The sequence below is a fragment of the Pseudomonas sp. GW822-FHT02D10 genome (assembly GCF_058802345.1).
The window spans coordinates 76,154-101,488 of record NZ_JBXAOB010000018.1; the positions used below are offsets into that span (position 1 = coordinate 76,154).

Genomic DNA, 25,335 nt, shown 5'->3' on the forward strand with positions numbered 1-25,335 from the left:
GTGCTCACGAGTCTTTGCGGGTCGGCTCTTCGACTTTATGGGCCTGCACGTCGATGGTGTGCGGCTCTTTCAGGGTCGAAGCCTGTGGTTGCACCGGCGATGTTGGCTGTGCAGCGGTAGGCGGAACGACGGGTTCAGCAGGCTTTTCTTCGTCGTTCATGGCTTTGCGAAAGCCCTTGATCGTTTCGCCGACGTCAGTGCCGAGGTTTTTCAGTTTCTTGGTGCCGAATACCAGTACCACCACAATCAGAATGACGATCCAGTGTTTCCAGTCAAAAATGCCCATGTTGCTGCTCCTCTCTAATCGTTATTCAGGCGGACGGGCGCGAGGCTTTCTCGACGTGACCGGACAAGCCGAAGCGGCGGTCCAGTTCATCGAGCACAGCCTGCGGATGCTGCCCCAGTTGGGCGAGCATGACCATACTATGGAACCACAAGTCAGCGGTTTCATAGATTACATCACTGCAATCTCCGCTGATGGCGGCGTCTTTGGCAGCAATGATGGTCTCGACCGATTCTTCGCCGACTTTTTCCAGAATCTTGTTCAAGCCCTTGTGGTAAAGACTGGCGACATAGGAGCTGTCAGCGGCAGCGCCTTTACGCTCTTCCAGTACCTGGGCCAGGCGGGTCAGGGTGTCAGTCATGTTTGTGGTCCGAATAGATGGCATGCGGGTCTTTCAAGACCGGATCGACAGTCTTCCAGTCACCGTTTTCATAGACGCGGTAGAAGCAGCTTTGACGGCCGGTATGACAGGCGATGTCGCCGATCTGCTCGACCATCAGAATGATCACGTCGGCGTCACAGTCCAGGCGCATCTCATGCAGGGTTTGCACGTGACCGGACTCTTCGCCCTTGCGCCACAGCTTGCCACGCGAGCGTGACCAGTAAATGGCGCGGTTCTCGGCGGCGGTCAGTTCCAGCGCTTCGCGGTTCATCCAGGCCATCATCAGTACGCGCCCGGTTTTGTGATCCTGGGCAATCGCCGGCACCAGGCCGTCGCTGTCCCATTTGATCTCGTCCAGCCAATCTTTCATCTTCGACTCCGACAGCGGGTTCAACACTTCAGTAGTGGAACCCTGGCGTTGAAACAGTGTGCCAGTGCTTGGGGGCTCTGGCTATCGGCGAACGATCAGATACAAACCTACGGCCACCATGATTGCGCCGGGCCAATGGCCGAGCCCGTCCAGGGGGCCGCCGGCCAGCAGGATTGCGCCGCCCGCCAGATGCGCGGTGCCGAGCAGGCGCAGGAACCAGTCGTCCGAGCGATGGTGCCAGGCCGGTGGCGGGTTGACGACGTGGGGCTGCGACATGCGATCGAGCAGGTCGCGGGTCATGTTGGCCAGGTGCGGCAGTTGCTCGACCTGGTTGTGCAGGTTGCCCAGCAAGGTTTTCGGGCTGACGCGCTCGCGCATCCAGCGTTCGAGGAACGGCTGCGCGGTGTTCCACAGGTCCAGCTCCGGGTACAGCTGACGGCCCAGGCCTTCGATGTTGAGCAGGGTTTTCTGCAAAAGAACCAGCTGCGGCTGCACTTCCATGTTGAAGCGTCGCGCGGTCTGGAACAGGCGCATCAGCACCTGACCGAAGGAAATATCTTTTAACGGTTTTTCGAAGATCGGTTCGCACACCGTACGGATTGCTGCTTCGAATTCGTTGAGTTTGGTTTCCGCCGGCACCCAGCCCGAATCAATGTGCAATTGGGCCACGCGACGGTAGTCGCGCTTGAAGAACGCGAACAGGTTGCGCGCCAGATAGTCCTGGTCTTCAGGCGTCAGGCTGCCGACGATCCCGCAGTCGATCGCAATGTACTGCGGGCTCCACGGCTGCACGGTGCTGACGAAGATGTTGCCCGGGTGCATGTCGGCGTGGAAGAAACTGTCGCGGAACACCTGGGTGAAGAAGATCTCCACGCCACGTTCAGCGAGCATTTTCATGTCGGTGCGCTGGTCGGCGAGGGTCGCCAGGTCCGTGACCTGAATCCCGTAGATACGCTCCATCACCAACACTTTTGGCCGGCACCAGTCCCAGTAGACTTGTGGCACGTACAGCAGCGGCGAGCCGTCAAAGTTGCGTCTCAGCTGGCTGGCGTTAGCCGCTTCGCGCAGCAGGTCGAGCTCGTCGAAGATGGTTTTCTCGTAGTCGCTGACCACGTCCACCGGGTGCAGCAGTCGCGCGTCGGCAGAGAGTTTTTCCGCCGCACGGGCGAGGATGAACAGCCAGGCCAGGTCTTGCGCGATGACCGGCTTGAGGCCTGGGCGGATGACCTTGACCACCACTTCTTCGCCGCTTTTGAGCTGTGCCGCATGGACCTGCGCGACCGAGGCCGAGGCCAGCGGCTCGATGTCGAATCGGCTGAACACATCGCTGATCTTCTTGCCCAGCTGTTCTTCGATCAGCTTGACCGCCACCTGCGAGTCAAACGGCGGCACACGGTCCTGCAACAGCATCAGCTCATCGGCGATGTCTTCGGGCAGCAGGTCGCGGCGGGTGGAAAGAATCTGCCCGAACTTGATGAAAATCGGCCCCAGGTCCTGCAAGGCCAATCGCAAGCGCGCGCCCCGGCTCAGGTCCAGGGTTTTACGCGGGAACCAGCGCCACGGCAGCGCATAACGCAGCGCCAGCAGGAACCACGGCAGTGGCAGGGCGAACAGCAGGTCATCGAGGCGGTAGCGGATCACGACGCGCTGGATGCGCAACAAACGGCGGACGGCAAGCAGCTTCATGCGTTATCGCTTGGATCAAGGGATCGGGAAAGACGCTCGAAGCGCGCCTCAAGACGTTCCAGATCGAGTTTGATCTGGTCCAGTTCATTAAACCGCGCTTCGGCTTCGCGCTGGCCGACGAGGGCGCGCGATTCTTCGGCGAGGTATTCGGCAAGATTCTGGTTCACGCTGGTGAAACATTGCTGATACCAGCGTGCGCGGCTGCGCAAGTGACCGCCCAGCAGTTGCGTGGCGACCGGGCCGAGCCAGCGCGAGAGTTCGTATTCCCAGTCCAGCTCCAGACTCTGAAGGACGGATGCCAGCTCCAGCAGCACGCCACTGTCGCCGTCGAGTTCAACGGCAGGGTCATGCAGGACCGACGTCTTGTCCTTGCTCAGGGCCAGCTTGAGCAGGCTGGCGGCCGGTGCGCGCAAGGTGCAGTCGGCATCCGCGGCCCAGTGCGCCGCCAGCATCAGGCCTTCGTCGCTGGGCACAATGAACATCTGCAACGCCGGGCTGCGGCAATCGACGGCAATCACCTTGCCGTTCAAATGCGCCAGACGCGGCAGCGCCGTGCTGTCGAGCCGCAATACCCGGTTGAGGCCGAGTTCGACACTGGCGAGCAGGCCGGCGAGCAACATCAGGGCTTGATGCCACGGTGCAGGGCGACGATGCCTGCGGTCATGTTGTGGTAGGTCACGCGGTCGAAGCCGGCTTCAACCATCATCGACTTCAGGGTTTCCTGGTTCGGGTGCATGCGGATCGATTCGGCCAGGTAGCGATAGCTTTCCGAGTCATTGGTGATCAGCTTGCCCATCAACGGCATGAAGGCGAACGAGTAGGCGTCGTAAGCCTTGGACATCAGCGCATTGGTCGGCTTGGAGAACTCCAGCACCAACAGGCGACCGCCCGGCTTGAGCACCCGCAGCATGGAGCGCAGGGCGTCTTCCTTGTGGGTGACGTTGCGCAGGCCGAACGCGATGGTCACGCAGTCGAAGTGGTTGTCCGGGAATGGCAGCTTTTCAGCGTCGGCCTGAACGAACTCGACGTTGCCGGCCACACCCAGGTCCAGCAGGCGGTCACGACCGACCTTGAGCATGGATTCGTTGATGTCGGCGAGCACCACCTGACCGGTCGGGCCTACCAGGTGCGAGAACTTTCGGGTCAGGTCGCCGGTGCCGCCGGCGATGTCCAGCACGCGATTGCCGGTGCGAACGCCCGACAGTTCGATCGCGAAACGCTTCCACAGACGGTGCATGCCGCCCGACAGGAGGTCGTTCATCAGGTCGTATTTGGCGGCTACCGAGTGGAAAACCTCAGCGACTTTTTCCGCTTTCTGGCTTTCCGGAACGTTTTTGAAGCCGAAGTGAGTGGTGGGTTCGGCATCGCTGCCTTTGCGCTGATCAGTCATATCGCTGTCACCAAAAGAGAATGCGCGACATTCTAATCCCGCAGGCATGCTTTGTCTTGGCAAGGCTGAAGGTAAGATAGGCAACCGCCGGGACGTTTTGACGCAGCAGGGGTCAGAATGTTTGAGGCAAGTCCCGATAAAGCAGGAGTCATTCAGTGGCCCATATTAGTGTTGAGCGTGCCCATGGCCTGGGTAAGGAAGCAGCCCGCGAGAAGGCTGACAAACTGGCAGAAAAACTGGCTGCGCAATATGGTCTGGTACCTCAATGGTCGGGCGACACCCTGAACCTCAAGCGTTCCGGAGTCAAAGGCGCGGTGTATGTAGGCGACACCTCGATCAAGATCGATGTCGAACTGGGTCTGTTGATGTCAGCAATGAGTGGCACCATCAAGTCGGAAATTGAAAGAGCGCTCGATAAAGCCTTGGTCTGATTTGCGATTGTCATGTGGGAGCGAGCTTGCTCGCGATGGCGGAGTATCAGTCAGCATCAATGTCGAATGACGAACAGCTATCGCGAGCAAGCGAACGTCGCCCGGCTCTTCCCACAGTAGTACTGCGTCATCCGCATTGTTTGTGTCAGTTGTTAGGGTGCCGTTTCTAATTTTTCTCATTACGTTGTGCCTGAGCCCGACGCTTGACGGGCAGTTCCTCAAACCTTCTGCGCGTGAGGTGCACCATGGCCAAAGTTATTTTGAAGAAAAAAACTGACGTTCAGCCAACTGCTTTGAACGAAGTGAAATCCTATGCCCGCAAGATCTGGCTGGCAGGCCTGGGTGCCTACACCAAGGTCGGGCAGGAAGGCAGCGAGTACTTTCAGGAGTTGGTAAAAGCTGGTCAGACTGTTGAAAAGAAAGGCAAAAAGGTAGTTGCCGAGAAGCTTGAAGCGGCCAATGCCGAGATTGATGAAGCCAAGAGCGAAGTCAGCACGTTCAAAGGCAAAGTCGAAGTTCAACTCGACAAAGTCGAGAAGGCTTTCGACACGCGTGTCGCAAGTGCCTTGAATCGTATCGGCATTCCGTCTAAACATGACGTTGAGACACTCTCTGTCAAGCTCGATGAGCTGACGGCATTGCTCGAACGCGTCGCGCGTAAATCTTAAGGAGAACGGGATGGCTGGTAAAAAGAACACCGAGAAAGAGGGCAGCTCGTGGATTGGGAAAGTCGAAGACTACTCCCGCAAAATCTGGCTTGCTGGTTTAGGCGTGTACTCGAAGATCGACACTGACGGCAGCAAACTCTTCGAGTCATTGGTTAAAGATGGCGAGAAAGCCGAGAAGCTCACCAAGAGCGCTGTCGGCAAAACGGTCGACGCTGCCAAAGACTCCGCTCAATCGGCCAAGTCGCGTATCAGTGGTGTCAAAGATCGCGCGCTGGGCAAGTGGGACGAACTGGAAGGGGCTTTCGACAAGCGCCTGAACAGCGCCATTTCGCGTCTTGGCGTGCCAAGCCGCAATGAAGTCAAAGCGCTGCACAGCAAGGTCGATACCCTGACCAAGCAAATCGAAAAACTCACCGGTGCCAAGGTTGCGCCTGTTGCAGCTAAAACCGCAGCAGCCAAACCCGCCGCTAAAACTGCCGCCAAACCTCTGGTCAAAGCTGCCGCTAAACCGGCTGCCAAACCAGCGGCTAAAGCGCCAGCCAAACCTGCAGCGGCCAAGCCAGCAGCCAAGCCTGCTGCTGCGAAGAAGCCGGTAACCAAAAAGCCTGCAACTGCGAAAGCTGCCGCACCGAAACCAGCAGTGGCCGCCGCCAAACCGGCAGCACCGGTCAGCTCGGCGAACTCCGCCGCAGCGCCAACCCCTGCTGTGACCCCGACTGTAACGCCAGCCCCATCGGCGCCAACCAGTCAGTCCTGATCAATCCGGGACACGCAAAAACGCCCGGCCTGCGAAGGTCGGGCGTTTTTGTTTGGGAGTGCATTCTAAAAAACACCAAAGAACCAATGTGGGAGCGAGCTTGCTCGCGATGAGTTCGTCACATTCAACCTGATGTTGGCTGTTAGACCGCTATCGCGAGCAAGCTCGCTCCCACAGGGTTATTCGTGCTCTTCCAGATACTGCAACGCCAACTGCTCGGTCGCGAGTTTTGCCGGTGGCAGCAAGTGCGGCGCCACCAGCATCATGATCTGGTAGACCACCACTCGCACTTCCCCTTCACGATCGAGAATCCGCTGATAGTCCAGGGAAAACAGCAAGGTCATGGTGATCTGTTCCACCAGTTGTCCCAGTGCCTGGGTATCGCTGACCAGTTGCCCCTGAGCCTTCAACTGCGCCAGTAACGAAGCCAGTGTGCGCTTGAGGGAGTTGAGCAAATTGCGGATGCCCTTGGCCAGTTTCGGCAGGCGTCCGGCCAGGTTCGACAGGTCCTGGAACAGGAAGCGGTAGTGCGCCAGGCGTTCGACGATCAGGTGCAGGAACAGCCAGTAATCTTCCGGTGCCAGTTGCACGTCCGACGGTGGGTCGAGCAGCGGCGTCAATTCGCTCTGAAAACGCTCGAACAGGCCAAGAATCAGCGGCTCCTTGCCGTGAAAATGGTAGTAGAGATTGCCGGGGCTGATCCCCAATTCATTGGCAACTTCCATGGTGGAAACATTCGGCTCGCCCTTTTGGTTGAACAGCAGCAGGGCACATTCAAGAATCCGGTCGCGGGTTTTCATCCAGTCTTCTTAGTGATTCGTCAGGCCACGGCCGACACTTGCGGCCGTGGCACGGGGAGAGTTCAGCGCACGCGCACGTAGGTGCCCGGCGCCGCCTCCATCGGTGGATAATTCTGGTTGCCGAGGGCCATCAGGGTTTCGTGCTGAGTGCCGGAACGTTCCTGAATCCAGCCCAGCCATTGGGTCCACCAACTGCCGTCGACATGTTTGGCGTCGTAGTACCAGGCGCGTGGATCGCTGCTCAGTTTCGGATTGTCGACGTAGTTGGCCTTGGGGTTGCTCGGTGGGTTGAGGATGCTCTGCACGTGGCCGCTGTTGGACAGTACGAAGCGCCGCTCACCCCCCAGCAACAGTGTCGAGCGGTACACCGCATCCCAAGGCGTGATGTGATCGTTGATTCCGGCGACGCTGAAGCTGTCGACGTTGACTTTCTGCAAGTCGATCGGCGTGCCGCAGACTTCCAGTCCGCCAGGATGGGTCAACGGGTTGTGCTTGAAGAAGTCCAGCAGGTCGCCGTGGAAGGCAGCCGGCAGGCGAGTGTTGTCATTGTTCCAGTAGAGAATGTCGAACGCTGGCGGCTCTTTGCCCAACAGGTAGTTGTTGACCCAGTAGTTCCAGATCAGGTCGTTGGGGCGCATCCAGGCAAAGACCTTGGCCATGTCGCGGCCTTCGAGCACGCCTTTCTGGTAGGAGCGACGCTTGGCTGCCTCCAGGGTCTGCTCGTCGGCGAACAGGGTCGCCGGGGTTTCCAGTTGGCTGTCGAGCAGGCTGACCAGATAGGTCGCGCTGGAGACTCGCCGCAGTTGCCGCTTGGCTTGCAGATGTCCTTGCAAGGCGGCGATGGTCAGGCCCCCGGCACAGGCGCCCATCAGGTTGACTTCGCGGCTGCCGGTGATCGCCCGGCAGACATTCAGCGCCTCTTCCACCGCTTCGACGTAACTCGACAGGCCCCATTCGCGATGCCGCACATCCGGGTTGCGCCAGCTGATCATGAACACTTGCAGGCCGTTCTTCAGCGCAAACTGGACGAAGCTGTTGTGCGGGCTCAAGTCGAAAATGTAGTACTTGTTGATCTGCGGCGGCACCACGAGCAGCGGTTTGGCGTACTGCTTTTCGCTCATCGGCTTGTACTGGATCAGCTCCAGCAGTTCGTTGCGAAACACCACGGCGCCGGTGGTGGTGGCAACTGTTTTACCGACCTCGAACGCGTGCTTTGTGACCTGGCTGGGCAGGCCATTGTTGTGCATCAGGTCGTCGAACAGGTGGCTCAGACCACGCACCAGACTTTGACCGCCAGAGTTGAACAGCTCTTTGACCGCCAGCGGGTTGAGCAAGGTATTGGAAGGCGAGACCGCGTCGTTGAGCAGGGTAAAGGCAAATTGCGCACGTGCACGGTCATCCGCGGACATTCCGCTTTCATCGATCCATTTTTTGACCTGTTTCTGCCAGCTCAAGTAGGCCTGAAGGCCGCGCCGGTAAAACGGATTCAGGCTCCAGCTCGGGTCGGCGAAGCGGCTGTCCGAAGGGTTGGGCTGGTGCAGGGTTTCGCCCAGTAACACCCGGCCCAGTTGCCCGCCCAATGCCAGTGCGTGTTTGGCACTGTGCACCGGGTGGCGCAAGCCATGGGCGGCGACGCTGCGCAGAGTGGAGAACAGATCCCGGCCGCGCAGACCGGTGATCGCACTCTGAGCATTGATGAACGCGGCGGGTGGAGGAAAGGCGCCCGGCGCTTTTTTGTCTCGCATGAGTCAACACTCCTTCGTCAAGCCATCAACAAGTACATCAATTCCGAATAGACACCATAGTCGCTCCGGACCTCCCTTGCGGCTCTCGACACTCCCGTCGACGTACGCAGTACGTCAAGTGCCGCCGAATGACGCCGGGTGCGGATGCATCACCGCCCGTTGGCGTTCTTCCTGGAGAAATTTCATGATGATCGGTGCGACGGCCTCGGCCCGGGTGATCAGGAATAAATGACCGTCGTCGATTATGTGTAGCTGGGCATTGGGAATACGCCAGGCGAGTATGCGCATATTGATCAGCGGAATGAGCGGGTCATCATCGCCGGCCAGTATCAGGGTCGGCTGATTGATTTTGTGCAGCCAGTGAATACTGGTCCAGCCCAGGCCCGCGAACAGCTGCCAGTAGTAGCCGAGTTTGCCTGCCGAACGCACTTTGCTCGCGTGCTCCGCCGCCAGGTTCGGATCACGGCGGAACGAACCGCCGTAGATCAGCGGTGCAATGCGAATCACGTGGGATGGCTGGATGTAGCGTCTTGGGCTGGCCATCATCCACAACACTTTCGGTTTGCCCGGCACCATCACCATGCCCGCCGCCGTCGCTGCCAAAACGAGCTTCTTGCAGCGCTCGGGGTAGTCGAAGGCGAACTGTTGAGCGAGTGCTCCGCCCCACGAAACGCCGACCACGTTGACTTGTCCGTAATCGAGATAGTCGAGCATCCGCGCGGTCAGTTTGGCCAGGCCGGGAAAGCGATAGGGGTGGTTAGGCGTCGATGAGCCACCGACACCGGGGACGTCGAAGGCGATCACTTCCAGGTCCGGGTCCAGCGCCTGGACGAACGGAAACACCAGCTCCAGGTTGGCGCCGATGCCGTTGAAAATCAGCAGGGGCGTCAAGTGAGGCTTGCCGGGGCGTACCGCGGTGCGGATGGTTTGACCATCCAGGTCGACGGTACGAAATATGAACGGTTGCGGCATGCTTCAGGCCCTGTGGGTCACTATCTCTAAATCATCCCCAATCCCCTGTGGGAGCGAGCTTGCTCGCGATAGCGGTGTGTCAGCCAGCATATGTGTCGAAGCTGCCACCGTCATCGCGAGCAAGCTCGCTCCCACATGAGGGCAAGGTGTGTCAGTTAGCGTTCATGCACATAAGTCCCCGGTGATGCTTCACCTGCCGCATAGGTCTTGTTGCCGAGTACGGTCGGGGCTTTTTTCAGTTTGCCCGAACGCTCGGCCTGCCAGGCCTGCCAGTGCAGCCACCAGGAGTCAGTGTGCTTGGTTGAGTTCTCTAGCCAGTCGTTGGCATGGGTCGGCATGTCGGTGCAGGTCATGTAACGGGATTTCGGATTGCCCGGCGGGTTCAGAATGCTCTGGATATGGCCGCTGCTGGACAGCACGAATTCGACCTTGCCACCGAACAGTTGTGCCGACTTGTAGCACGACTTCCACGGTGTGATGTGGTCGTTGGTACCCGCCAGGGAGTAGACGTCGGCCGTGACCTGCTTGAGGTCGATGGGCGTGCCGCACACTTCCAGTGCATCGGGACGGATCAGTGGGTTGTTTTTGAACAAATCGATCAGGTCGCCGTGGAACGCCGCAGGCAACCGGGTGGTGTCGTTGTTCCAGAACAGAATGTCGAAGACCGGCGGCTCGTTGCCCAACAAGTAGTTGTTGACCCAGTAGTTCCAGATCAGGTCGTTGGGGCGCATCCAGGCGAAGACCTTGGCCATGTCGCGACCTTCGAGCACACCGGCCTGATAGGAATGGCGCTTGGCGGCTTCGAGGGTTTGTTCGTCGACGAACAGCGCGACCTGGGAATCAAGGGTGGTGTCGAGCACGCTGACCAGCAGGGTCAGGGCGTTGACCTTCTTCTCGCCGATCGCTGCGTAGTGGCCCAGCAGGGCGGTGCAGGTGATGCCGCCGGAGCAGGCGCCGAGCATGTTCACGTCTTTGCTGCCGGTGATCGCGGTGACCACGTCGACCGCTTCCTTGAGTGCTTCGATGTACGTCGACAGACCCCATTCGCGCTGGGCCTTGGTCGGGTTGCGCCAGCTGACGATGAAGGTCTGCACATTGTTGCGCAGGCAGAAGCGCGCCAGACTTTTGTCCGGGCTCAGGTCGAAAACGTAGAACTTGTTGATCTGTGGTGGCACCACCAGCAGTGGGCGTTCGAGTACTTGTTCAGTGATGGGACGGTACTGGATCAGCTCCAGTACATCGTTGCGGAAAACCACCGCGCCTTCGGTGGTGCCCAGGCTCTTGCCTACCTCGAAGGCGCCCATGTTGACCTGGCTTGGCATGCCGCCGTTGTTCACCAGATCCTTGGCCAGGTGGGAGAGGCCATCGAGCAGGCTTTTACCGCCGGTTTCGAAGAAGCGTTTGACGGCAGCAGGGTTGGCCGCGCTGTTGGTCGGGGCCATGGCTTCGGTCATCAGGGTGATCACGAAGTGCGCGCGGGCGATGTCCTGCTCGGACAGTTTGCTGTCGCCGATCCAGTCGTGGAGTTCCTTGCGCCACGCCAGGTAGGTTTGCAGATAGCGTTTGTAGAGCGGGTTCTGACTCCACGCCGGATCGTTGAAGCGACGGTCATCGTTTTCTGGTTGCAACTCGGATTTACCGAGCATCACGTTTTTGAGCTCAATGCCAAAATGCGCGACATGCTTGACGCTGTGGATGGGTTGTTTGATGGCCTGGGTCAGCACCATGCGGGCAGAGGTAAGCAGATCCTTTCGACGCAAGCCGATGACCGGATTAAGCCCCAGGGTATTTTCCGAGGCTTGATATTTCAGGTCATCGTTATTCTTGTTACTCATCTACGACGCTCCATTGTCCTGAGGCGAGTACCTGAGTGCTGCTGTGTAGTCACACAGCCAATGCCAGGTACGCGCTCGGGTGACCGTTAGTTGCACATCACTGCTTTTTTTAAAACAGGGAGCGCTGCACAGAACTTGCCAGCTCCATTGGTTACCCGAGTTTAATTTTTTTCGCAAGCAGGCCAATCGTTGGCGCTGCGGCCCAGCATTCAAACAGATGAAATTAGAAAATGCCCTCTAAAGAGTGTGAGCCTTGACCTAGAGCATCAGCTTGACGACCGACACGCTTGGATCGCGGGATTTTCCGGCGGCTTTGAGCTCGGCAAGATAGTCGTCCCAGAGTGCGTCATATCGTCGCGCCAGTTCGTACAGATATTCCCAGGTGAACAGGCCGCTGTCGTGGCCGTCATCGAAGGTCAATTTCAGTGCGTACTGACCGGCCGGTTCTACCTTGTTCAGGCCTACGCCGATCTTGCCAAATTGCAGGATAGGTTTGCCATGGCCCTGGACCTCGGCGGAAGGAGAGTGCACGCGCAAAAATTCTGCGCTCAGGTGATAGACCTCATCGGGCGCGTATTTCAGCTCCAGGGTTTTCGAGGCTTTGTGCAGTTTGATGTCGGTGGGGAGTTTGGTCATGACCTGTAGTCCATCTGTGTGGAACGCTCTGTAGGAGCTGCCGCAGGCTGCGATCTTTTGATCTTCGGCGTTAGCCGGGAAAGATCGCAGCCTGCGGCAGCTCCTACAGTGGTTACGTTCTCACGGGAGAGAAGGTGACCTACAGGATATAACGGGACAGGTCTTCGTTCTGCGCCAATTCACCGAGGTGGCTGTTGACGTAGTCAGCGTCGATGCGGATCGGCTCTTCGCTGTGGGTGCTGGCCAGATCGCTGGCGCTGAACGACACCTCTTCGAGCAGACGCTCGAGCAGCGTGTGCAGGCGACGGGCACCGATGTTCTCGGTCTTCTCGTTGACCTGCCAGGCGATCTCCGCCAGACGCTTGATACCGTCCGGCTGGAACTCGATGGTCAGGCCTTCGGTTTTCAGCAGTGCGCAATACTGCTCGGTGAGTGACGCGTGCGGCTCGCTGAGGATGCGCTCGAAGTCTTCCGGGGTCAGGGCCTTGAGTTCGACGCGGATCGGCAGACGGCCTTGCAGTTCCGGCACCAGATCGCTCGGCTTGCTCAGGTGGAACGCACCGGAGGCAATGAACAGGATGTGGTCGGTTTTGACCATGCCCAGTTTGGTGTTGACTGTGCAGCCTTCGATCAGCGGCAGCAAGTCGCGCTGTACGCCTTCGCGGGACACGTCGATGCCGCCGGAGTTGCCACGCTTGGCGACTTTGTCGATTTCATCGATGAACACGATGCCGTGCTGCTCGACCGCTTCCAGGGCCTTGGCCTTGAGCTCTTCGTCATTGACCAGGCGGCTGGCTTCTTCGTCGCGCACCAGCTTCAGCGCTTCCTTGACCTTGAGCTTGCGGCTCTTGCGCTTGCCCTTGCCCATGTTGGCGAACAGGCTCTGCAACTGGTTGGTCATTTCTTCCATGCCTGGCGGCGCGGAGATATCGACGCCGGACACTTCGGCGACTTCGATTTCGATCTCCTTGTCATCCAGCTGACCTTCGCGCAGGCGCTTGCGGAACAGTTGGCGGGTGTTGGAATCACTGGCCGGTGCGGCGTCTTCGTTGCTGAAGCCCATGCGTGCCGGCGGCAGCAGTGCGTCGAGGATGCGCTCTTCGGCGGCGTCTTCGGCGCGATGGCGAACCTTGGTCATTTCCTGTTCGCGCAGCAGCTTGATCGCCGCATCGGCCAGGTCACGAATGATCGACTCGACGTCACGGCCGACATAGCCGACTTCGGTGAACTTGGTCGCTTCGACCTTGATGAACGGTGCGTTGGCGAGCTTGGCCAGGCGACGGGCGATTTCGGTTTTACCGACACCGGTCGGGCCGATCATCAGGATGTTCTTGGGCGTTACTTCAACGCGCAGCTCTTCAGGCAACTGCATCCGGCGCCAGCGGTTACGCAAGGCGATGGCAACGGCGCGTTTGGCATCGTCCTGGCCGATGATATGGCGACTGAGTTCATGGACGATTTCGCGGGGAGTCATTGGCATGGTAATGGGTGGTCCTCAAGCAAAAATGAATGCCGTGGCGTGATGGCCGAAACAGGCTTATTCGCTGAGATCCTGCTCCTCAATGGTGAAGGTGTGGTTGGTGAATACACAGATGTCGCCGGCGATGCCGAGCGCGGTTTCGACGATTTCGCGGGCCGACAGATCGGTTTTCTTCAGCAGGGCGCTGGCGGCGGCCTGGGCGTAGCCGCCGCCGGAACCCATGGCGATCAGACCTTCTTCGGGTTCGACCACATCGCCGTTGCCGGTGATGATCAGGGAGGCGTCTTTGTTGGCGACCGCAAGCATTGCTTCGAGGCGGCTGAGGGAGCGGTCGGTGCGCCATTCTTTGGCGAGTTCGACAGCGGCGCGAACCAGGTGACCCTGGTGTTTCTCTAGCTGGCCTTCGAAACGTTCGAAGAGGGTAAAGGCGTCAGCGGTGGCGCCGGCAAAACCGGCGATGACCTGACCGTGGTACAGGCGACGAACTTTCTTCGCGTTGCCTTTCATCACGGTATTGCCGAGAGAAACCTGGCCGTCGCCGCCCATGACGACTTTGCCGTGGCGGCGAACTGAAACGATGGTGGTCAAGGGAAGAGTCTCCACGCAGCGGGGCGAAAATGCCTTATGCCAACTCATATGGGGGTGGCGGGGCGTTTTTCAACTGCAGGGGACAAGCGGCGTAGGAGCTGCCGAAGGCTGCGATCTGTTGATCCTGCTGTTGGCTCTTGTCCTGACAATCATCCTGAGACCCTGAGAAGATCGCAGCCTGCGGCAGCTCCTGCGGGGATTTGTGTCTCCTGCGGAGCTGCGGTGGCAGCTGATCAGCGGCTTTGGCGTTGTTGTAACAACAGGTTGCTGAAGCCGCTGCCAGCCAGTTGTTTCTGGGCGGTGGTCAGCTGTTCGCGGTTGCTGAACGGGCCGACCAGTACGCGGTACCAGGTCTCGTCCTTCACGGTGCCGGACTCCACCGCAACCGCCTGACCGAGCAGAATGATCTGTGCACGAACCTTGTCGGCGTCGGCTTGCTTGCGGAACGAACCGGCCTGCAGGAAGAACTTGGTCACCGGTGCCGCTTTTGCCACCGGTGGCGCTGGCGGCGGGGTGACGCCGCTCAGGGCTGCCTGGGCGCGCGCGGTGTCGATCTTCGCCGCTTCTGCCGGGGTTACCGGCGCAACGGGCGCGGTCTGCGGCGTCGGCAGGGTTTTCTCCGGCACGGCATCCGGCGGCACGATGACTTCCGATTCCGGCAGCAAGGTGTAGAAGTCGTACTTCGGCTTCACCGGTTGCGTCGGGCTCGGCGGGGTCTTGTTGGCCTCGGCGATCTTGCTGGCTTTCTGTTGCTCCACCTTCTCGCGTTTGACCGTTTCGCTGCCTTTACCCGGCTCCAGCTTCATCAGGAACACGATGAAGGCGCCTACGGTCAGGCCGATGGCCATCCATAGCCATCCCGGAATCGGCTTTTTTGCAGGAGCTTGGTAACGGCTGGCGCCACGCTTGGGTGCTGGTTTTTTCTTGGCAGCCAACTTACATACGCTCCAGAGTTTCCAGACCCAAGAGTTCCAGGCCTTGCTTAAGGGTACGGCCGGTCAATGCGGCGAGGCGCAAACGGCTCTGCATCTGTGCCGGGGTTTCGGCGCTGAGGATCGGGCAGTTCTCGTAGAAGCTGGAGAACAGACCGGCAACGTCGTACAGGTAGGTGCAAAGAATGTGCGGCGTGCCCTTGTCGCAGACGTTATTCAGCACCTCACCAAACTGCGCCAGCTTGGCGGCCAGTTCGTGTTCGTGAGCGGCTTCGAGGACGATCTGCCCTTCGACTTCGCTGAAGTCCTCGCCGAGTTTGCGGAATACGCCGGCCACGCGGGTGTAGGCGTACAGCAGGTACGGTGCGGTGTTGCCTTCGAAGTTCAGCATCAGGTCGAAGTTGAAGCTGTAGTCGCTGGTGCGGTGCTTGGACAGGTCGGCGTATTTCACCGCGCCGATGCCCACGACTTTGGCGATGTTGCGCAGGTCGGCTTCGGCCAGCTCAGGGTTCTTTTCCTTCACCAGCGTATAGGCGCGTTCCTTGGCTTCGTTCAGCAGGTCGATCAGCTTCACGGTGCCGCCATCACGGGTCTTGAACGGACGGCCATCAGCGCCGTTCATGGTGCCGAAGCCCATGTGCTCCATTTCCATCGGATGGGTCACGAAGCCGGCCAGGCGCGCCACTTCGAACACTTGCTGGAAGTGCAGGGCCTGACGCTGGTCGACGAAGTACAGCGCGCGATCGGCTTTCAGCACGCCACTGCGGTAGCGCACGGCTGCCAGGTCGGTGGTGGCGTAGAGGTAGCCGCCGTCGGCCTTGACGATGATCACGGGCAGCGGGTCGCCGTCAGCGTTCTTGAATTCATCGAGGAACACGCACTGGGCGCCGTTGCTTTCGACCAGCATGCCTTTGGCCTTGAGGTCGTTGACCACGTTGATCAGGTCGTCGTTGTAGGCGCTTTCGCCCATCACGTCGGCCATGGTCAGTTTGACGTTCAGCAGTTCGTAGATTTTCTGGCAGTGGGACAACGAAATGTCCTTGAACTTCGTCCACAGCGCCAGGCATTCCGCATCACCGGCTTGCAGCTTGACCACCAGGCCACGGGCGCGGTCGGCGAACTCTGCGGATTCGTCGAAGCGTTGCTTGGCGGCGCGGTAGAAGTTTTCCAGGTCCGACAGTTCGTCGCTGGTGATCGGGTTTTCCTGCAGGTACGCCATCAGCATGCCGAACTGGGTGCCCCAGTCGCCGACGTGGTTCTGACGGATCACCGTGTCGCCAAGAAACTCCAGCACCCGTGCCACGCCGTCGCCGATGATCGTCGAGCGCAAGTGACCGACGTGCATCTCTTTGGCCAGGTTCGGGGCCGACAAGTCGACCACGGTGCGCTGCACGGAACCTGCCTTGCGCACGCCGACTTGGGCGTCGGCCAGCGCCGCGTCCAGGCGCGAGGCCAGGGCTTGGGTGTTCTGGAAGAAATTGAGGAAACCTGGACCGGCGATTTCGGTTTTGCTGACGTTTTCGTCAACCGGCAGCGCGGCGATGATTTTTTCCGCCAGATCGCGCGGTTTCATGCCGGCCGGTTTAGCCAGCATCATGGCGATGTTGCTGGCGAAGTCGCCGTGAGTCTTGTCACGGGAGTTCTCCACCTGAATCGCCGGCGTCAGGCCTTCAGGCAACACACCGTCGGTAACGAGTTGGGTGAGGGCTTGCTGGATCAACTGGCGAATGGTGTCTTTCATGGTCTTCTCTATCAACCGCAGAGCGGCGGCGCATCAATGCGCAGGTGGAAAAACTGGGCATTATCCGTTGCGAAGTCGGGCTTGCCAACCATAGCAGGCAGGTTATGGATATGTGGTGACTATTCGGCCGTCATCGCGAGCAAGCTCGCTCCCACAGTGGATCTAAGGTGTTCATACATTTTGTGTTCGCCACGCCCCCTGTGGGAGCGAGCTTGCTCGCGATGGCAGTCGCCGAATCAATACAAATCAACAGGGTCGACATCCAAAGACCAACGCACCGCCCGCCCGCTCGGCATCTGCTCCAGCGCCAACAGCCAGGCACTCAGCAGCCGATGCAGCGGTGCCCGTGCCGTGGCTTGCAACAATAATTGCGCACGATAACGTCCAGCCCGACGCTCCATCGGCGCCGGCACCGGCCCCAGCAATTCGATGCCGGTTAGATTGTGCTCATCCAACAATCGCTCAGCCTCGCTGCAGGCTTCATCGAGGAAGCTTTCGGCCTGCCCCGGTTTGTGTGCTTCGGCCCGTAACAGCGCCAGGTGCGCGAACGGCGGCAGCCCGGCGGAACGGCGCTCGCTCAAGGCCTGCTCGGCAAAGGCGAAATAACCTTGCTCGGTCAGCTGTACCAACAGTGGGTGGTCAGCCAGGTGGGTCTGGATGATCACTTTGCCCGGCTCTTCGGCGCGACCGGCACGCCCCGCGACCTGCGCGATCAACTGGGCCATGCGTTCGCTGGCGCGGAAGTCGCCGGAGAACAATCCGCCGTCGGCATCGAGAATCGAGACCAGCGTCACCCGTGGGAAGTGATGCCCTTTGGCGAGCATTTGCGTGCCGACCAGAATGCACGGCTGACCTTTCTGAATGGTCGCGAACAGCTGATTCATCGCGTCCTTGCGCGAAGTGCTGTCGCGGTCGACCCGCAACACCGGGTAGTCCGGGAACAGAATGCCCAGACGCTCTTCGGCGCGTTCGGTGCCGGCGCCCACCGGCCGCAAATCGACTTTGCCGCAGGTTGGGCAGTGCCGAGGGACACGCTCGACGTAGCCGCAATGGTGACAACGCAGCTCGCCGGAGCGCTGGTGCACGGTCATGCGCGCATCGCAGCGTTGGCATTCGGACATCCAGCCGCAGTCGTGGCAGAGCAGAGTGGGCGCAAAGCCGCGACGGTTGAGGAACACCAATACTTGTTGGCCGGCGGCGAGTGTCTGGCCAATCGCCTGTTGCATCGGGCCGGAAATGCCACTGTCCAACGGCCGACTTTTGACGTCCAGACGCAGGAAGCGCGGTTGTTTTGCCCCGCCAGCGCGCTCGTTCAGGCGCAGGAGTCCGTAACGGCCGGTGTAGGCGTTGTGCAGGCTTTCCAGTGACGGCGTCGCAGAGCCGAGGACAATCGGGATGTTTTCCTGCCGCGCTCGCACCAACGCCAGATCGCGAGCGTGATAGCGCAAACCTTCCTGCTGTTTATAAGAGCCGTCGTGCTCTTCATCGATGATGATCAGCCCGGGGTTTTTCATGGGTGTGAACAGCGCCGAGCGGGTGCCGATAATAATGTCGGCCTCGCCATCCCGGGCAGCGAGCCAGGATTCCAGGCGTTCGCGGTCATTGACCGCCGAATGCACCAGGGCGATACGCGCATTGAAGCGCTGCTCGAAGCGCGCCAGGGTCTGCGGTCCGAGGTTGATTTCGGGGATCAGCACCAGCGCCTGCTTGCCGGCCTCAAGGGTTTCGCGGATCAGCTGTAAATAGACTTCGGTCTTGCCGCTGCCGGTGACCCCGGCCAGCAAGAACGCGTGGAAACTGTCGAAGCCTGCGCGGATCGCTTCATAAGCGGCGCGCTGTTCCGGGTTCAGCGGCAACTCCGGTTGCGCCAGCCAGTGTTCGTGACGCTCGCTCGGCGCGTTTTTGCGGATATCCACCTGCACCAGTTCTTTGGCCAGCAGCAGGTCGAGGCTGTCTTTGCTCAACATCAACTTGCTCAGCAGTTGATGGGCGACGCCGTGAGGATGCTGGGCCAGCGTCGCCAGCGCCTCGCGTTGACGCGGAGCGCGGGCGATGCGCGGATCATCCAGTTTCGCGCCTGGGGTGATCGACCAGAAGCGTTCCTGGCGCGCCTCGGCCAGTTCCCCCTGACGCAACAGCACCGGCAGTGCCCAGCTCAAGGTGTCGCCGAGGCTGTGCTGGTAATACTGGGAAGTCCACAGACACAGCTTGAACAGCGCCGCGGGTAGCGGTGGCGTGGAGTCGAGCAGGGCCAGTGCCGGTTTGAGCTTGTCGGCCGGAACTTCGCTGTGGCTGGTGACCTCTACCAGTATCCCGATCATCTCGCGGCGGCCGAACGGCACCCGCAGCCGCATGCCCGGATGCAAATGCGCGCGCAGGACTCCCGCCGGGGCACGGTAGTCGAACAGGCGGCGCAGGGGCGAAGGCAGGGCGAGGCGCAAAATGGCGTCGGGCACGCGGGGGGATCTCATTGAACGGGCGGCAAAGAAGGGTCGGAGCCTAGCAGACGGTCGGAGTGAGGCATAGCTTGCGTGATTGCAAAGGTCTGGTAGAATCCGCGGCCTAATTACGTGCGGTATTCAACAATAGTGTTGAGTGGCGGCACGCTAGCCCGAGGAAGACACCATGAAAGCCGATATCCATCCAACATACGAAATCACCGCAGTTACCTGCAGCTGTGGCAACAAGTTCGAAACTCGTTCGAACCTGGCCAAGCCTCTGGCGATCGACGTATGCAACGAGTGCCACCCGTTCTACACCGGTAAGCAGAAGACTCTGGATACTGGCGGCCGTGTACAGAAGTTCGCCGATCGTTTCGGTGCTTTCGGCAAAAAGGCCTAAGGCTGATCATTCTGGAGAGTCGTTTCGGCTTCTCCAGATTGAGAAAAAAGGCGCCCCTCGCGGGCGCCTTTTTTATGCCTGCGATTTGGCTTCCCGGCGGCAGCCGCCTGTACTGAAAGCAGATCAGACCAGTGGCTTGGGTTTTTCCGTGCTCAGCGCTCTTGTGAGCAAGGCTCAATGCAATCATGGCGACATCCTGATCGATTTTCAGGATTCGGTTGTATTGCGTGTTGCATCCAATCTGTTCGACCGGGTGGGGCTGAAGTGGCCCAATGGCAAGCAGATCGAGGTGCGTGGCGGGGTGCTCGAGTGCGCGGGGCGCGGTGGTTTGGAGTCCGGCCAGGCGCGCTGGTTGTTGCCGTTGACTCATCCGGCCATGCTTAAAACGGCGCCTTAAGAAAAAATTGTCGACATTTTTTAAAGTGATTGTGAACAGTAAGGCCCTTGTGTTCCGTGGCTCTTGGCCCAAGGTCGTAGGGCTGGGCCCTTGACAGGGGTGACCGGTCAGTCTTGTGGGGACTTTGCGACGCGAGTATCCTCGGCGGTCCGTCGTTCAACAGTAAAAGCGGAATGCCCACATGTCTGATTTGAAAACTGCCGCTCTCGAATATCACGCCCATCCTCGTCCAGGGAAGCTGAGTGTCGAGCTCACCAAGGCCACCGCTACCGCCCGCGATCTGTCGCTGGCCTATAGCCCCGGCGTAGCCGAACCAGTACGCGAAATCGCCCGCGATCCTGAACTGGCCTACAAATACACCGGCAAGGGCAACCTGGTGGCAGTCATTTCCGATGGCACCGCGATTCTCGGCCTGGGTAACCTTGGCCCATTGGCTTCCAAGCCGGTGATGGAAGGTAAAGGCGTGCTGTTCAAGCGCTTCGCCGGTATCGACGTGTTCGACATTGAAGTCGACTCCGAAAGCCCGCAAGCCTTCATCGACACCGTCAAGCGTATCTCCATCACCTTCGGTGGCATCAACCTGGAAGACATCAAGGCACCTGAGTGCTTTGAGATCGAACGTGCTCTGATCGAGCAGTGCGACATTCCGGTGTTCCACGATGACCAGCACGGCACTGCGATCGTGACCGCTGCCGGCATGATCAATGCCCTGGAAATCGCTGGCAAAACCCTGCCGGAAGCCAAGATCGTCTGCCTGGGTGCCGGTGCTGCCGCCATCTCCTGCATGAAGTTGCTGGTGAGCATGGGTGCCAACATCGAAAACATTTTCATGGTTGACCGTACTGGCGTGATCCACTCCGGCCGTGACGACCTGAACCAGTACAAAGCGGTGTTCGCTCACGCTACCGACAAGCGCACCTTGTCCGATGCGCTGAAAGGCGCTGACGTGTTCGTCGGTCTGTCTGGCCCGAACCTGCTGAGCGCTGAAAACCTGCTGCTGATGGCTGCCAACCCGATTGTTTTCGCGTGCTCGAACCCGGACCCGGAAATCGCCCCGGAACTGGCTCACGCCACCCGTAACGACGTGATCATGGCTACCGGCCGTTCGGATTACCCGAACCAGGTGAACAACGTATTGGGCTTCCCGTTCATCTTCCGTGGTGCTCTGGACGTTCGCGCCAAGCGCATCAACGAAGAGATGAAAGTGGCTGCGGCCAACGCTTTGCGTGAATTGGCCAAGCTGCCAGTGCCTCAGGAAGTGTGTGACGCTTACGGTGGCATCAAGCTGGAATTCGGTCGTGAGTACATCATTCCGAAGCCAATGGATGCGCGTTTGATCACTGTGATCTCTGATGCTGTGGCCAAGGCTGCGATCGAGACCGGTGTGGCGACCCTGCCGTATCCGAAGAACTACCCGCTGAAAAGCGTGGATGACGTGTTCAACGGCTAAGTCGTTGTAGCGCTTCAACAGAAAGCCCCGGCTCTTGTGAGTCGGGGTTTTTTTATGTCCGTCTTTTGTGGGTGTACACAGTTCAACTGTGGGAGCTGGCTTGCCTGCGATGGCGGCCTGACAGCCGGCCAACCTCTTACAGATGTACATCAATCAAAACTGTGGGAGCGAGCTTGCTCGCGATGGCGGCCTGACAGCCGACCAATCTCTTGCAGGTGTACATATCCATTTCTGCGGTAACGGCCGCTTAGGGTTTCGCCCTTACGGCGAGTCCCTTTTTCAAACGCCAAAAAGGAACCAAAAGGCTTCGCCCCAAGCGTACGGCACCTCGCCTAGGCTCGGCGTCCCCTCGCTCCGGTGTCCATCAGGGGGCATCGCCTCCGGTCGGCTTCGCTTCGACCTCCTCTCGATGTGTCCGGCTTCGCCGTACGGCGCTGCGCGCCCACCCCCTGATGAACACCTCCACTCGGCCTCCCGAAGGGGCGGGTAGATCAAGATCAAAGGCGGCAGGCGAGCTAACGCTCGGCCTGTTGAGTGGTGGGGTTTGTGTAATGTCCGTAGGAAGAGGCTTGAATTCGATGACAGCATCACGGGCAACGTAGAAATCTCTGACATGTCTTTCAGGTTGCCGCTCGGAAGCACCGCGCCTAGGCTTTGGACGTCGCTGCCAATTTAGCGATCGGGTGTGAGAACCCTGGAAATTCAGTAGGCGCAAAGCGCTAGCTCTACCATAATCGTCGCCGACGTTTTTCGTCTGCGCCATGTGTTATGGCGGCTGTGTGCGGGCAGACTTCGGTCTGGCCGGGTGCCTACTACCGGTATTCTCACCCCGTTCACAGCTGCCACCTCTTTGCCGAGTGAGACCGGCAAGTCGTGGCTCCCACTTCAGTAGGAGCAAAACATGGACAAGTTGATCCCCGATCCGCCAGAACACGACGACGTTTCCCCCTACGAATCCCTCGACTCAAAAAAGCTCCACGACGCCGCCCACCGTGCGCTCGATCACTACCTGAAACCCACGCTCGCCAAACTGCGCTTCAGCGATCTGCGCTCAGACCGTCTGTTTAGCGTTGCGCCCGACGTGGGTCTCGAAAGTCTGTTGGCCAATGCCTCGGAAGATCTGGCCTCAGTCAAGGTGATGGCCGCCGACCTGGCATTCGAGATCGAAGGTTCACGACGCAGTGTGGCGTTGGCGATTTGCCGAATGGTGGATGGCGCCTTGTTACTGGTGGACAAGGCGCTGGATGACTACAACCCGTCGGAGTCGGACCAGTTTTACGTCAAAGAGTAGAAGCGCGAAGTCCAGAGGCTAAAAAGCCCCGCCTTCAATCGAAGAGCGGGGCTTTTTGGTAAGGCTGTTGTGATCAGAACAGATCGATCGGCGCCGCTTCGTCCGCTGGCAGTGGGCTGCCTGGCGCATTGCCGTTGCCCAGCTCGTTGACCGATGGCGGTGTGTCTTCGGCCTTGAACAGCTCGAAGTAGGCGCCTGGTGTGCTTGGAGTGGCCGCACGGCCACTGACCGGGTCAACCCGCAGGCTGAGGATGCCTTCCGGCTCGGCCTGGGTATGTGGCGGCCTGCCTTTGAGCGCGGCGCCCATGTAATTCATCCAGATTGGCAGTGCGACGGTGCCGCCGAACTCGCGCTTGCCGAGGCTTTCCGGTTGGTCGAAACCGGTCCAGACCGTGGTTACGTAATCGGCGTTGTAGCCCGAGAACCAGGCGTCCTTGGATTCGTTGGTGGTCCCGGTCTTGCCCGCGATGTCGCTGCGGCCCATGGCCAGGGCGCGACGCCCGGTGCCCAGCTTGATCACGTCTTCGAGCATGCTGTTGAGGATGAACGTGGTGCGCCCGTCGATGATCCGTTCCGCGACGGCCGGTGCTTGTACGGTGGTTTGCGCCACAGGTACTTCACCCGGAGTTGCATTGACCGTAAAGGTGTTGGTCGCCGGCGCTGCGATCCCGCTGCTGGCGATATCGCCCTTCGGCACGCTTGGCGGGTTGGCGACGAACAGCGTGTCACCGTTGCGGCTTTCGATCTTGTCGATGATGTACGGGGTGATCTTGTAGCCGCCGTTGGCAAACGTACTCCAGCCAGTGGCGATTTCCATCGGCGTCAGCGTTGCGGTGCCCAAGGCCAGTGACAGGTTGCGCGGCAGGTCCTGCTTGTTGAAGCCGAACTTGCTGATGTAGTCGATGGTACGGTCGACGCCCAGCGCCTGGAGCAGACGAATCGACACCAGGTTGCGCGACTTGTAGAGCGCTTCACGCATGCGGATCGGGCCGAGGAAGGTGTTGGTGTCGTTCTTCGGACGCCAGACCTTGTCCAGGTACTCGTCAACGAACACGATCGGTGCATCGTTCACCAGGCTTGCCGGGGTGTAGCCGTTATCCAGCGCAGCGCTGTAGACGAATGGCTTGAAGCTCGAACCCGGTTGGCGCTTGGCCTGCATGGCGCGGTTGTAGTTGCTCTGCTCGAACGCGAAACCGCCGACCAGTGCGCGGATGGCGCCATTCTGCGGATCAAGAGAAACCAGCGCGCTTTGGGCGACCGGAATCTGGCTGAACTTCAGGGCGTTTTCCTGGCGTTGTACACGGATCAGGTCACCGGCTTGAGCGACGTCCGATGGCTGCTTCGGTGCCGCGCCCATGCTGTTGGTATTCAGGAAAGGGCGCGCCCATTTCATGCTGTCCCAGCTGACATGTTCTTCACCGTTGCGGGTCAGGACCTGCACGCCGTTTTTCTCGACCTGGGTGACAATGGCTGGTTCCAGGCCGCTGATGGTGCGCTGCTTGGTCAGCTCTGTGGCCCAGGCGGCGGGCGTCTTGCCCGGCAGGCGGGATTCAGGGCCGCGGTAGCCGTGACGCTGGTCGTAGGTGATCAAGCCTTCATGAACGGCGGTGTTGGCCATTTCCTGAAGATTGCTCGGTACGGTAGTGGTAACGCGGAAACCTTCGGTGTAGGCATCGGCGCCATAACGGCCGACCATTTCGGCGCGGGCCATTTCAGCGATGTACGGCGCGTTCACTTCCGGCGTCGGCACGTGATAACTGGCGTTCAGCGGCTCGTTGATCGCGGTCTGATACGCCGCCTCGTCGATTTTCCCAAGCTTGTACATGCGCCCCAGGATCCAGTCGCGACGTTCCTTGCTGCGCGCAGGGTTGGCCAGCGGGTTGAAGCGCGAAGGGGCTTTAGGCAGGCCGGCGATCATCGCCATCTGCGCCAGGCTGACGTCGCGAATCGACTTGCCGTAATACACCTGCGCCGCCGCCTCGATGCCGTAGGCGCGGTTGCCCAGATAGATCTTGTTCACGTAGAGCTCAAGGATCTCGTCCTTGGTCAGCTGACGCTCGATTTGCAGGGCCAGGAGGATTTCCGTGGTCTTGCGCGAGAAGCTGCGTTCGCTGCTGAGGAAGAAGTTTTTTGCCACCTGCATGGTGATGGTGCTGCCGCCGGATTGAATGTGTCCGCTTTTTACCAGTTGGGAGGCGGCACGCATCAGGCTGCTGGGGTCGACGCCGTAGTGGTTGGCGAAGTTGTCGTCTTCAGCACTTAGTAACGCATTGATGAAATTGGGGGGAATGTCGGCGAAACGGATCGGCGTGCGGCGCATTTCGCCAAACTCTGCGATCAACTTGCCGTCGCTGCTATAGACCCGCAAGGGAATCTGCAACTGAATGCTTCTCAGCGCCTCCACGGACGGCAATCCGGGACTAAGGTAAAGAAACGCGCCGCTCAGACCGAGGAGCAGTCCGCAGAAAACGGCGACGATGGACCACCCGAAAAATTTCAGCAGACGAATCAAGGCTTTTGGACATCCAGGGTAAAGAATGAATTAGGCGTCAGGGCATTCAGGGTAAGCAAGGTTCGGCCCGCGCTTGAGAAAGCGGAAAAAAACGCTGGGCATTATAAGCATTTTTCCACCGAAAGCGCATTTGGCGCCTCTGTCAAGG

General features: G+C 59.6%; 23 protein-coding genes and 1 pseudogene. 7 read left to right on the forward strand and 17 right to left on the reverse strand.

Annotated elements, in window-relative coordinates; all coding sequences use genetic code 11:
- Positions 1-4 precede the first annotated feature (4 nt).
- The 6 genes from AC1RPZ_RS23445 to ubiE form a co-directional block, all read right to left on the reverse strand.
- Complete coding sequence (locus AC1RPZ_RS23445) at positions 5-286, reverse strand: twin-arginine translocase TatA/TatE family subunit (RefSeq protein WP_493139797.1); 282 nt, start codon at positions 284-286, stop codon at positions 5-7.
- Between the two features lie 25 nt (positions 287-311).
- A complete protein-coding gene (locus AC1RPZ_RS23450) occupies positions 312-644 on the reverse strand; it encodes a phosphoribosyl-ATP diphosphatase (protein ID WP_018929162.1) in 333 nt (110 codons plus the stop codon).
- Positions 637-1,035, reverse strand: a complete 399-nt coding sequence (hisI, locus tag AC1RPZ_RS23455; protein ID WP_054595207.1) for a phosphoribosyl-AMP cyclohydrolase — start codon at positions 1,033-1,035, stop codon at positions 637-639. Before hisI ends, AC1RPZ_RS23450 begins: the two co-directional genes overlap by 8 nt.
- An 81-nt stretch (positions 1,036-1,116) precedes the next feature.
- The gene (ubiB, locus tag AC1RPZ_RS23460) at positions 1,117-2,721 is read right to left on the reverse strand and encodes a ubiquinone biosynthesis regulatory protein kinase UbiB (protein ID WP_493139799.1); all 1,605 of its coding nucleotides are present in this window, start codon (positions 2,719-2,721) and stop codon (positions 1,117-1,119) included.
- On the reverse strand, positions 2,718-3,341 hold the full coding sequence (locus tag AC1RPZ_RS23465) for a ubiquinone biosynthesis accessory factor UbiJ (RefSeq protein ID WP_493139801.1): 624 nt from the start codon (positions 3,339-3,341) through the stop codon (positions 2,718-2,720). Before AC1RPZ_RS23465 ends, ubiB begins: the two co-directional genes overlap by 4 nt.
- Positions 3,341-4,111, reverse strand: a complete 771-nt coding sequence (gene ubiE, locus AC1RPZ_RS23470; RefSeq protein WP_007989286.1) for a bifunctional demethylmenaquinone methyltransferase/2-methoxy-6-polyprenyl-1,4-benzoquinol methylase UbiE — start codon at positions 4,109-4,111, stop codon at positions 3,341-3,343. The genes AC1RPZ_RS23465 and ubiE overlap by 1 nt, the downstream gene beginning before the upstream one ends.
- A 155-nt stretch (positions 4,112-4,266) precedes the next feature.
- Here ubiE and AC1RPZ_RS23475 point away from each other — a divergent pair, with 155 nt between their 5' ends.
- The 3 genes from AC1RPZ_RS23475 to AC1RPZ_RS23485 all read left to right on the forward strand — a co-directional run bounded on the left by AC1RPZ_RS23475 (position 4,267) and on the right by AC1RPZ_RS23485 (position 5,967).
- Positions 4,267-4,542 (forward strand): polyhydroxyalkanoic acid system family protein, encoded by a 276-nt coding sequence (locus AC1RPZ_RS23475; RefSeq protein ID WP_493139802.1) that lies wholly within the window; start codon positions 4,267-4,269, stop codon positions 4,540-4,542.
- Between the two features lie 245 nt (positions 4,543-4,787).
- Positions 4,788-5,210 (forward strand): phasin family protein, encoded by a 423-nt coding sequence (locus tag AC1RPZ_RS23480; RefSeq protein ID WP_493139803.1) that lies wholly within the window; start codon positions 4,788-4,790, stop codon positions 5,208-5,210.
- 10 nt (positions 5,211-5,220) lie between these two features.
- On the forward strand, positions 5,221-5,967 hold the full coding sequence (locus tag AC1RPZ_RS23485) for a phasin family protein (protein ID WP_493139805.1): 747 nt from the start codon (positions 5,221-5,223) through the stop codon (positions 5,965-5,967).
- A gap of 179 nt (positions 5,968-6,146) precedes the next feature.
- On the opposite strand, the gene AC1RPZ_RS23490 is transcribed toward AC1RPZ_RS23485, so the two are convergent.
- The 10 genes from AC1RPZ_RS23490 to AC1RPZ_RS23535 all read right to left on the reverse strand — a co-directional run bounded on the left by AC1RPZ_RS23490 (position 6,147) and on the right by AC1RPZ_RS23535 (position 19,152).
- On the reverse strand, positions 6,147-6,767 hold the full coding sequence (locus AC1RPZ_RS23490; RefSeq protein ID WP_493139806.1) for a TetR/AcrR family transcriptional regulator: 621 nt from the start codon (positions 6,765-6,767) through the stop codon (positions 6,147-6,149).
- Positions 6,768-6,829: 62 nt separating this feature from the next.
- Positions 6,830-8,512, reverse strand: coding sequence for a class II poly(R)-hydroxyalkanoic acid synthase (gene phaC, locus AC1RPZ_RS23495; protein WP_493139808.1), 1,683 nt, complete (start codon positions 8,510-8,512; stop codon positions 6,830-6,832).
- A 114-nt stretch (positions 8,513-8,626) separates the two neighbouring features.
- A complete protein-coding gene (gene phaZ / locus AC1RPZ_RS23500; protein WP_493139810.1) occupies positions 8,627-9,484 on the reverse strand; it encodes a poly(3-hydroxyalkanoate) depolymerase in 858 nt (285 codons plus the stop codon).
- A 155-nt stretch (positions 9,485-9,639) separates the two neighbouring features.
- Positions 9,640-11,319, reverse strand: a complete 1,680-nt coding sequence (gene phaC / locus AC1RPZ_RS23505; RefSeq protein ID WP_493139811.1) for a class II poly(R)-hydroxyalkanoic acid synthase — start codon at positions 11,317-11,319, stop codon at positions 9,640-9,642.
- A gap of 258 nt (positions 11,320-11,577) precedes the next feature.
- Positions 11,578-11,955, reverse strand: coding sequence for a gamma-butyrobetaine hydroxylase family protein (locus AC1RPZ_RS23510; protein ID WP_262112569.1), 378 nt, complete (start codon positions 11,953-11,955; stop codon positions 11,578-11,580).
- A 139-nt stretch (positions 11,956-12,094) separates the two neighbouring features.
- Entirely contained in the window at positions 12,095-13,435 is a 1,341-nt protein-coding gene (gene hslU, locus AC1RPZ_RS23515; protein ID WP_493139813.1) for an ATP-dependent protease ATPase subunit HslU, read from the reverse strand.
- A gap of 57 nt (positions 13,436-13,492) precedes the next feature.
- Entirely contained in the window at positions 13,493-14,023 is a 531-nt protein-coding gene (hslV, locus tag AC1RPZ_RS23520; RefSeq protein WP_216742893.1) for an ATP-dependent protease subunit HslV, read from the reverse strand.
- Between the two features lie 233 nt (positions 14,024-14,256).
- Entirely contained in the window at positions 14,257-14,958 is a 702-nt protein-coding gene (locus AC1RPZ_RS23525; RefSeq protein ID WP_493139815.1) for an SPOR domain-containing protein, read from the reverse strand.
- A 1-nt stretch (position 14,959) separates the two neighbouring features.
- Entirely contained in the window at positions 14,960-16,696 is a 1,737-nt protein-coding gene (gene argS / locus AC1RPZ_RS23530) for an arginine--tRNA ligase (RefSeq protein ID WP_493139816.1), read from the reverse strand.
- Between the two features lie 236 nt (positions 16,697-16,932).
- A complete protein-coding gene (locus AC1RPZ_RS23535) occupies positions 16,933-19,152 on the reverse strand; it encodes a primosomal protein N' (protein ID WP_493139818.1) in 2,220 nt (739 codons plus the stop codon).
- A 169-nt stretch (positions 19,153-19,321) separates the two neighbouring features.
- On the opposite strand from AC1RPZ_RS23535, the gene rpmE reads away from it, so the two are divergent.
- From rpmE to AC1RPZ_RS23555, 4 genes and pseudogenes are all read left to right on the forward strand, one after another.
- Positions 19,322-19,537, forward strand: a complete 216-nt coding sequence (gene rpmE, locus AC1RPZ_RS23540) for a 50S ribosomal protein L31 (protein WP_054595223.1) — start codon at positions 19,322-19,324, stop codon at positions 19,535-19,537.
- Positions 19,538-19,634: 97 nt separating this feature from the next.
- Positions 19,635-19,934: pseudogene (locus AC1RPZ_RS23545) on the forward strand (thermonuclease family protein); the annotation flags it as partial.
- Between the two features lie 181 nt (positions 19,935-20,115).
- On the forward strand, positions 20,116-21,384 hold the full coding sequence (locus AC1RPZ_RS23550) for a malic enzyme-like NAD(P)-binding protein (RefSeq protein ID WP_493139820.1): 1,269 nt from the start codon (positions 20,116-20,118) through the stop codon (positions 21,382-21,384).
- Positions 21,385-22,285: 901 nt separating this feature from the next.
- Positions 22,286-22,675: a DUF6124 family protein gene (locus AC1RPZ_RS23555; protein WP_493139821.1), complete on the forward strand. Its 390-nt coding sequence runs from the start codon at positions 22,286-22,288 to the stop codon at positions 22,673-22,675.
- A 73-nt stretch (positions 22,676-22,748) separates the two neighbouring features.
- On the opposite strand, the gene AC1RPZ_RS23560 is transcribed toward AC1RPZ_RS23555, so the two are convergent.
- Positions 22,749-25,184 (reverse strand): penicillin-binding protein 1A, encoded by a 2,436-nt coding sequence (locus AC1RPZ_RS23560; RefSeq protein ID WP_493139845.1) that lies wholly within the window; start codon positions 25,182-25,184, stop codon positions 22,749-22,751.
- Between the last annotated feature and the right edge of the window lie 151 nt (positions 25,185-25,335).

Bases quoted from the DNA above. Each gene is read 5' to 3' on its own strand.
- AC1RPZ_RS23445 (WP_493139797.1), bottom strand. From the start codon at position 286: ATGGGCATTTTTGACTGGAAACACTGGATCGTCATTCTGATTGTGGTG.
- AC1RPZ_RS23450 (WP_018929162.1), bottom strand. From the start codon at position 644: ATGACTGACACCCTGACCCGCCTGGCCCAGGTACTGGAAGAGCGTAAA.
- hisI (WP_054595207.1), bottom strand. From the start codon at position 1,035: ATGAAAGATTGGCTGGACGAGATCAAATGGGACAGCGACGGCCTGGTG.
- ubiB (WP_493139799.1), bottom strand. From the start codon at position 2,721: ATGAAGCTGCTTGCCGTCCGCCGTTTGTTGCGCATCCAGCGCGTCGTG.
- AC1RPZ_RS23465 (WP_493139801.1), bottom strand. From the start codon at position 3,341: ATGTTGCTCGCCGGCCTGCTCGCCAGTGTCGAACTCGGCCTCAACCGG.
- ubiE (WP_007989286.1), bottom strand. From the start codon at position 4,111: ATGACTGATCAGCGCAAAGGCAGCGATGCCGAACCCACCACTCACTTC.
- AC1RPZ_RS23480 (WP_493139803.1), top strand. From the start codon at position 4,788: ATGGCCAAAGTTATTTTGAAGAAAAAAACTGACGTTCAGCCAACTGCT.
- AC1RPZ_RS23485 (WP_493139805.1), top strand. From the start codon at position 5,221: ATGGCTGGTAAAAAGAACACCGAGAAAGAGGGCAGCTCGTGGATTGGG.
- AC1RPZ_RS23490 (WP_493139806.1), bottom strand. From the start codon at position 6,767: ATGAAAACCCGCGACCGGATTCTTGAATGTGCCCTGCTGCTGTTCAAC.
- phaC (WP_493139808.1), bottom strand. From the start codon at position 8,512: ATGCGAGACAAAAAAGCGCCGGGCGCCTTTCCTCCACCCGCCGCGTTC.
- phaZ (WP_493139810.1), bottom strand. From the start codon at position 9,484: ATGCCGCAACCGTTCATATTTCGTACCGTCGACCTGGATGGTCAAACC.
- phaC (WP_493139811.1), bottom strand. From the start codon at position 11,319: ATGAGTAACAAGAATAACGATGACCTGAAATATCAAGCCTCGGAAAAT.
- AC1RPZ_RS23510 (WP_262112569.1), bottom strand. From the start codon at position 11,955: ATGACCAAACTCCCCACCGACATCAAACTGCACAAAGCCTCGAAAACC.
- hslU (WP_493139813.1), bottom strand. From the start codon at position 13,435: ATGCCAATGACTCCCCGCGAAATCGTCCATGAACTCAGTCGCCATATC.
- argS (WP_493139816.1), bottom strand. From the start codon at position 16,696: ATGAAAGACACCATTCGCCAGTTGATCCAGCAAGCCCTCACCCAACTC.
- rpmE (WP_054595223.1), top strand. From the start codon at position 19,322: ATGAAAGCCGATATCCATCCAACATACGAAATCACCGCAGTTACCTGC.
- AC1RPZ_RS23550 (WP_493139820.1), top strand. From the start codon at position 20,116: ATGTCTGATTTGAAAACTGCCGCTCTCGAATATCACGCCCATCCTCGT.
- AC1RPZ_RS23555 (WP_493139821.1), top strand. From the start codon at position 22,286: ATGGACAAGTTGATCCCCGATCCGCCAGAACACGACGACGTTTCCCCC.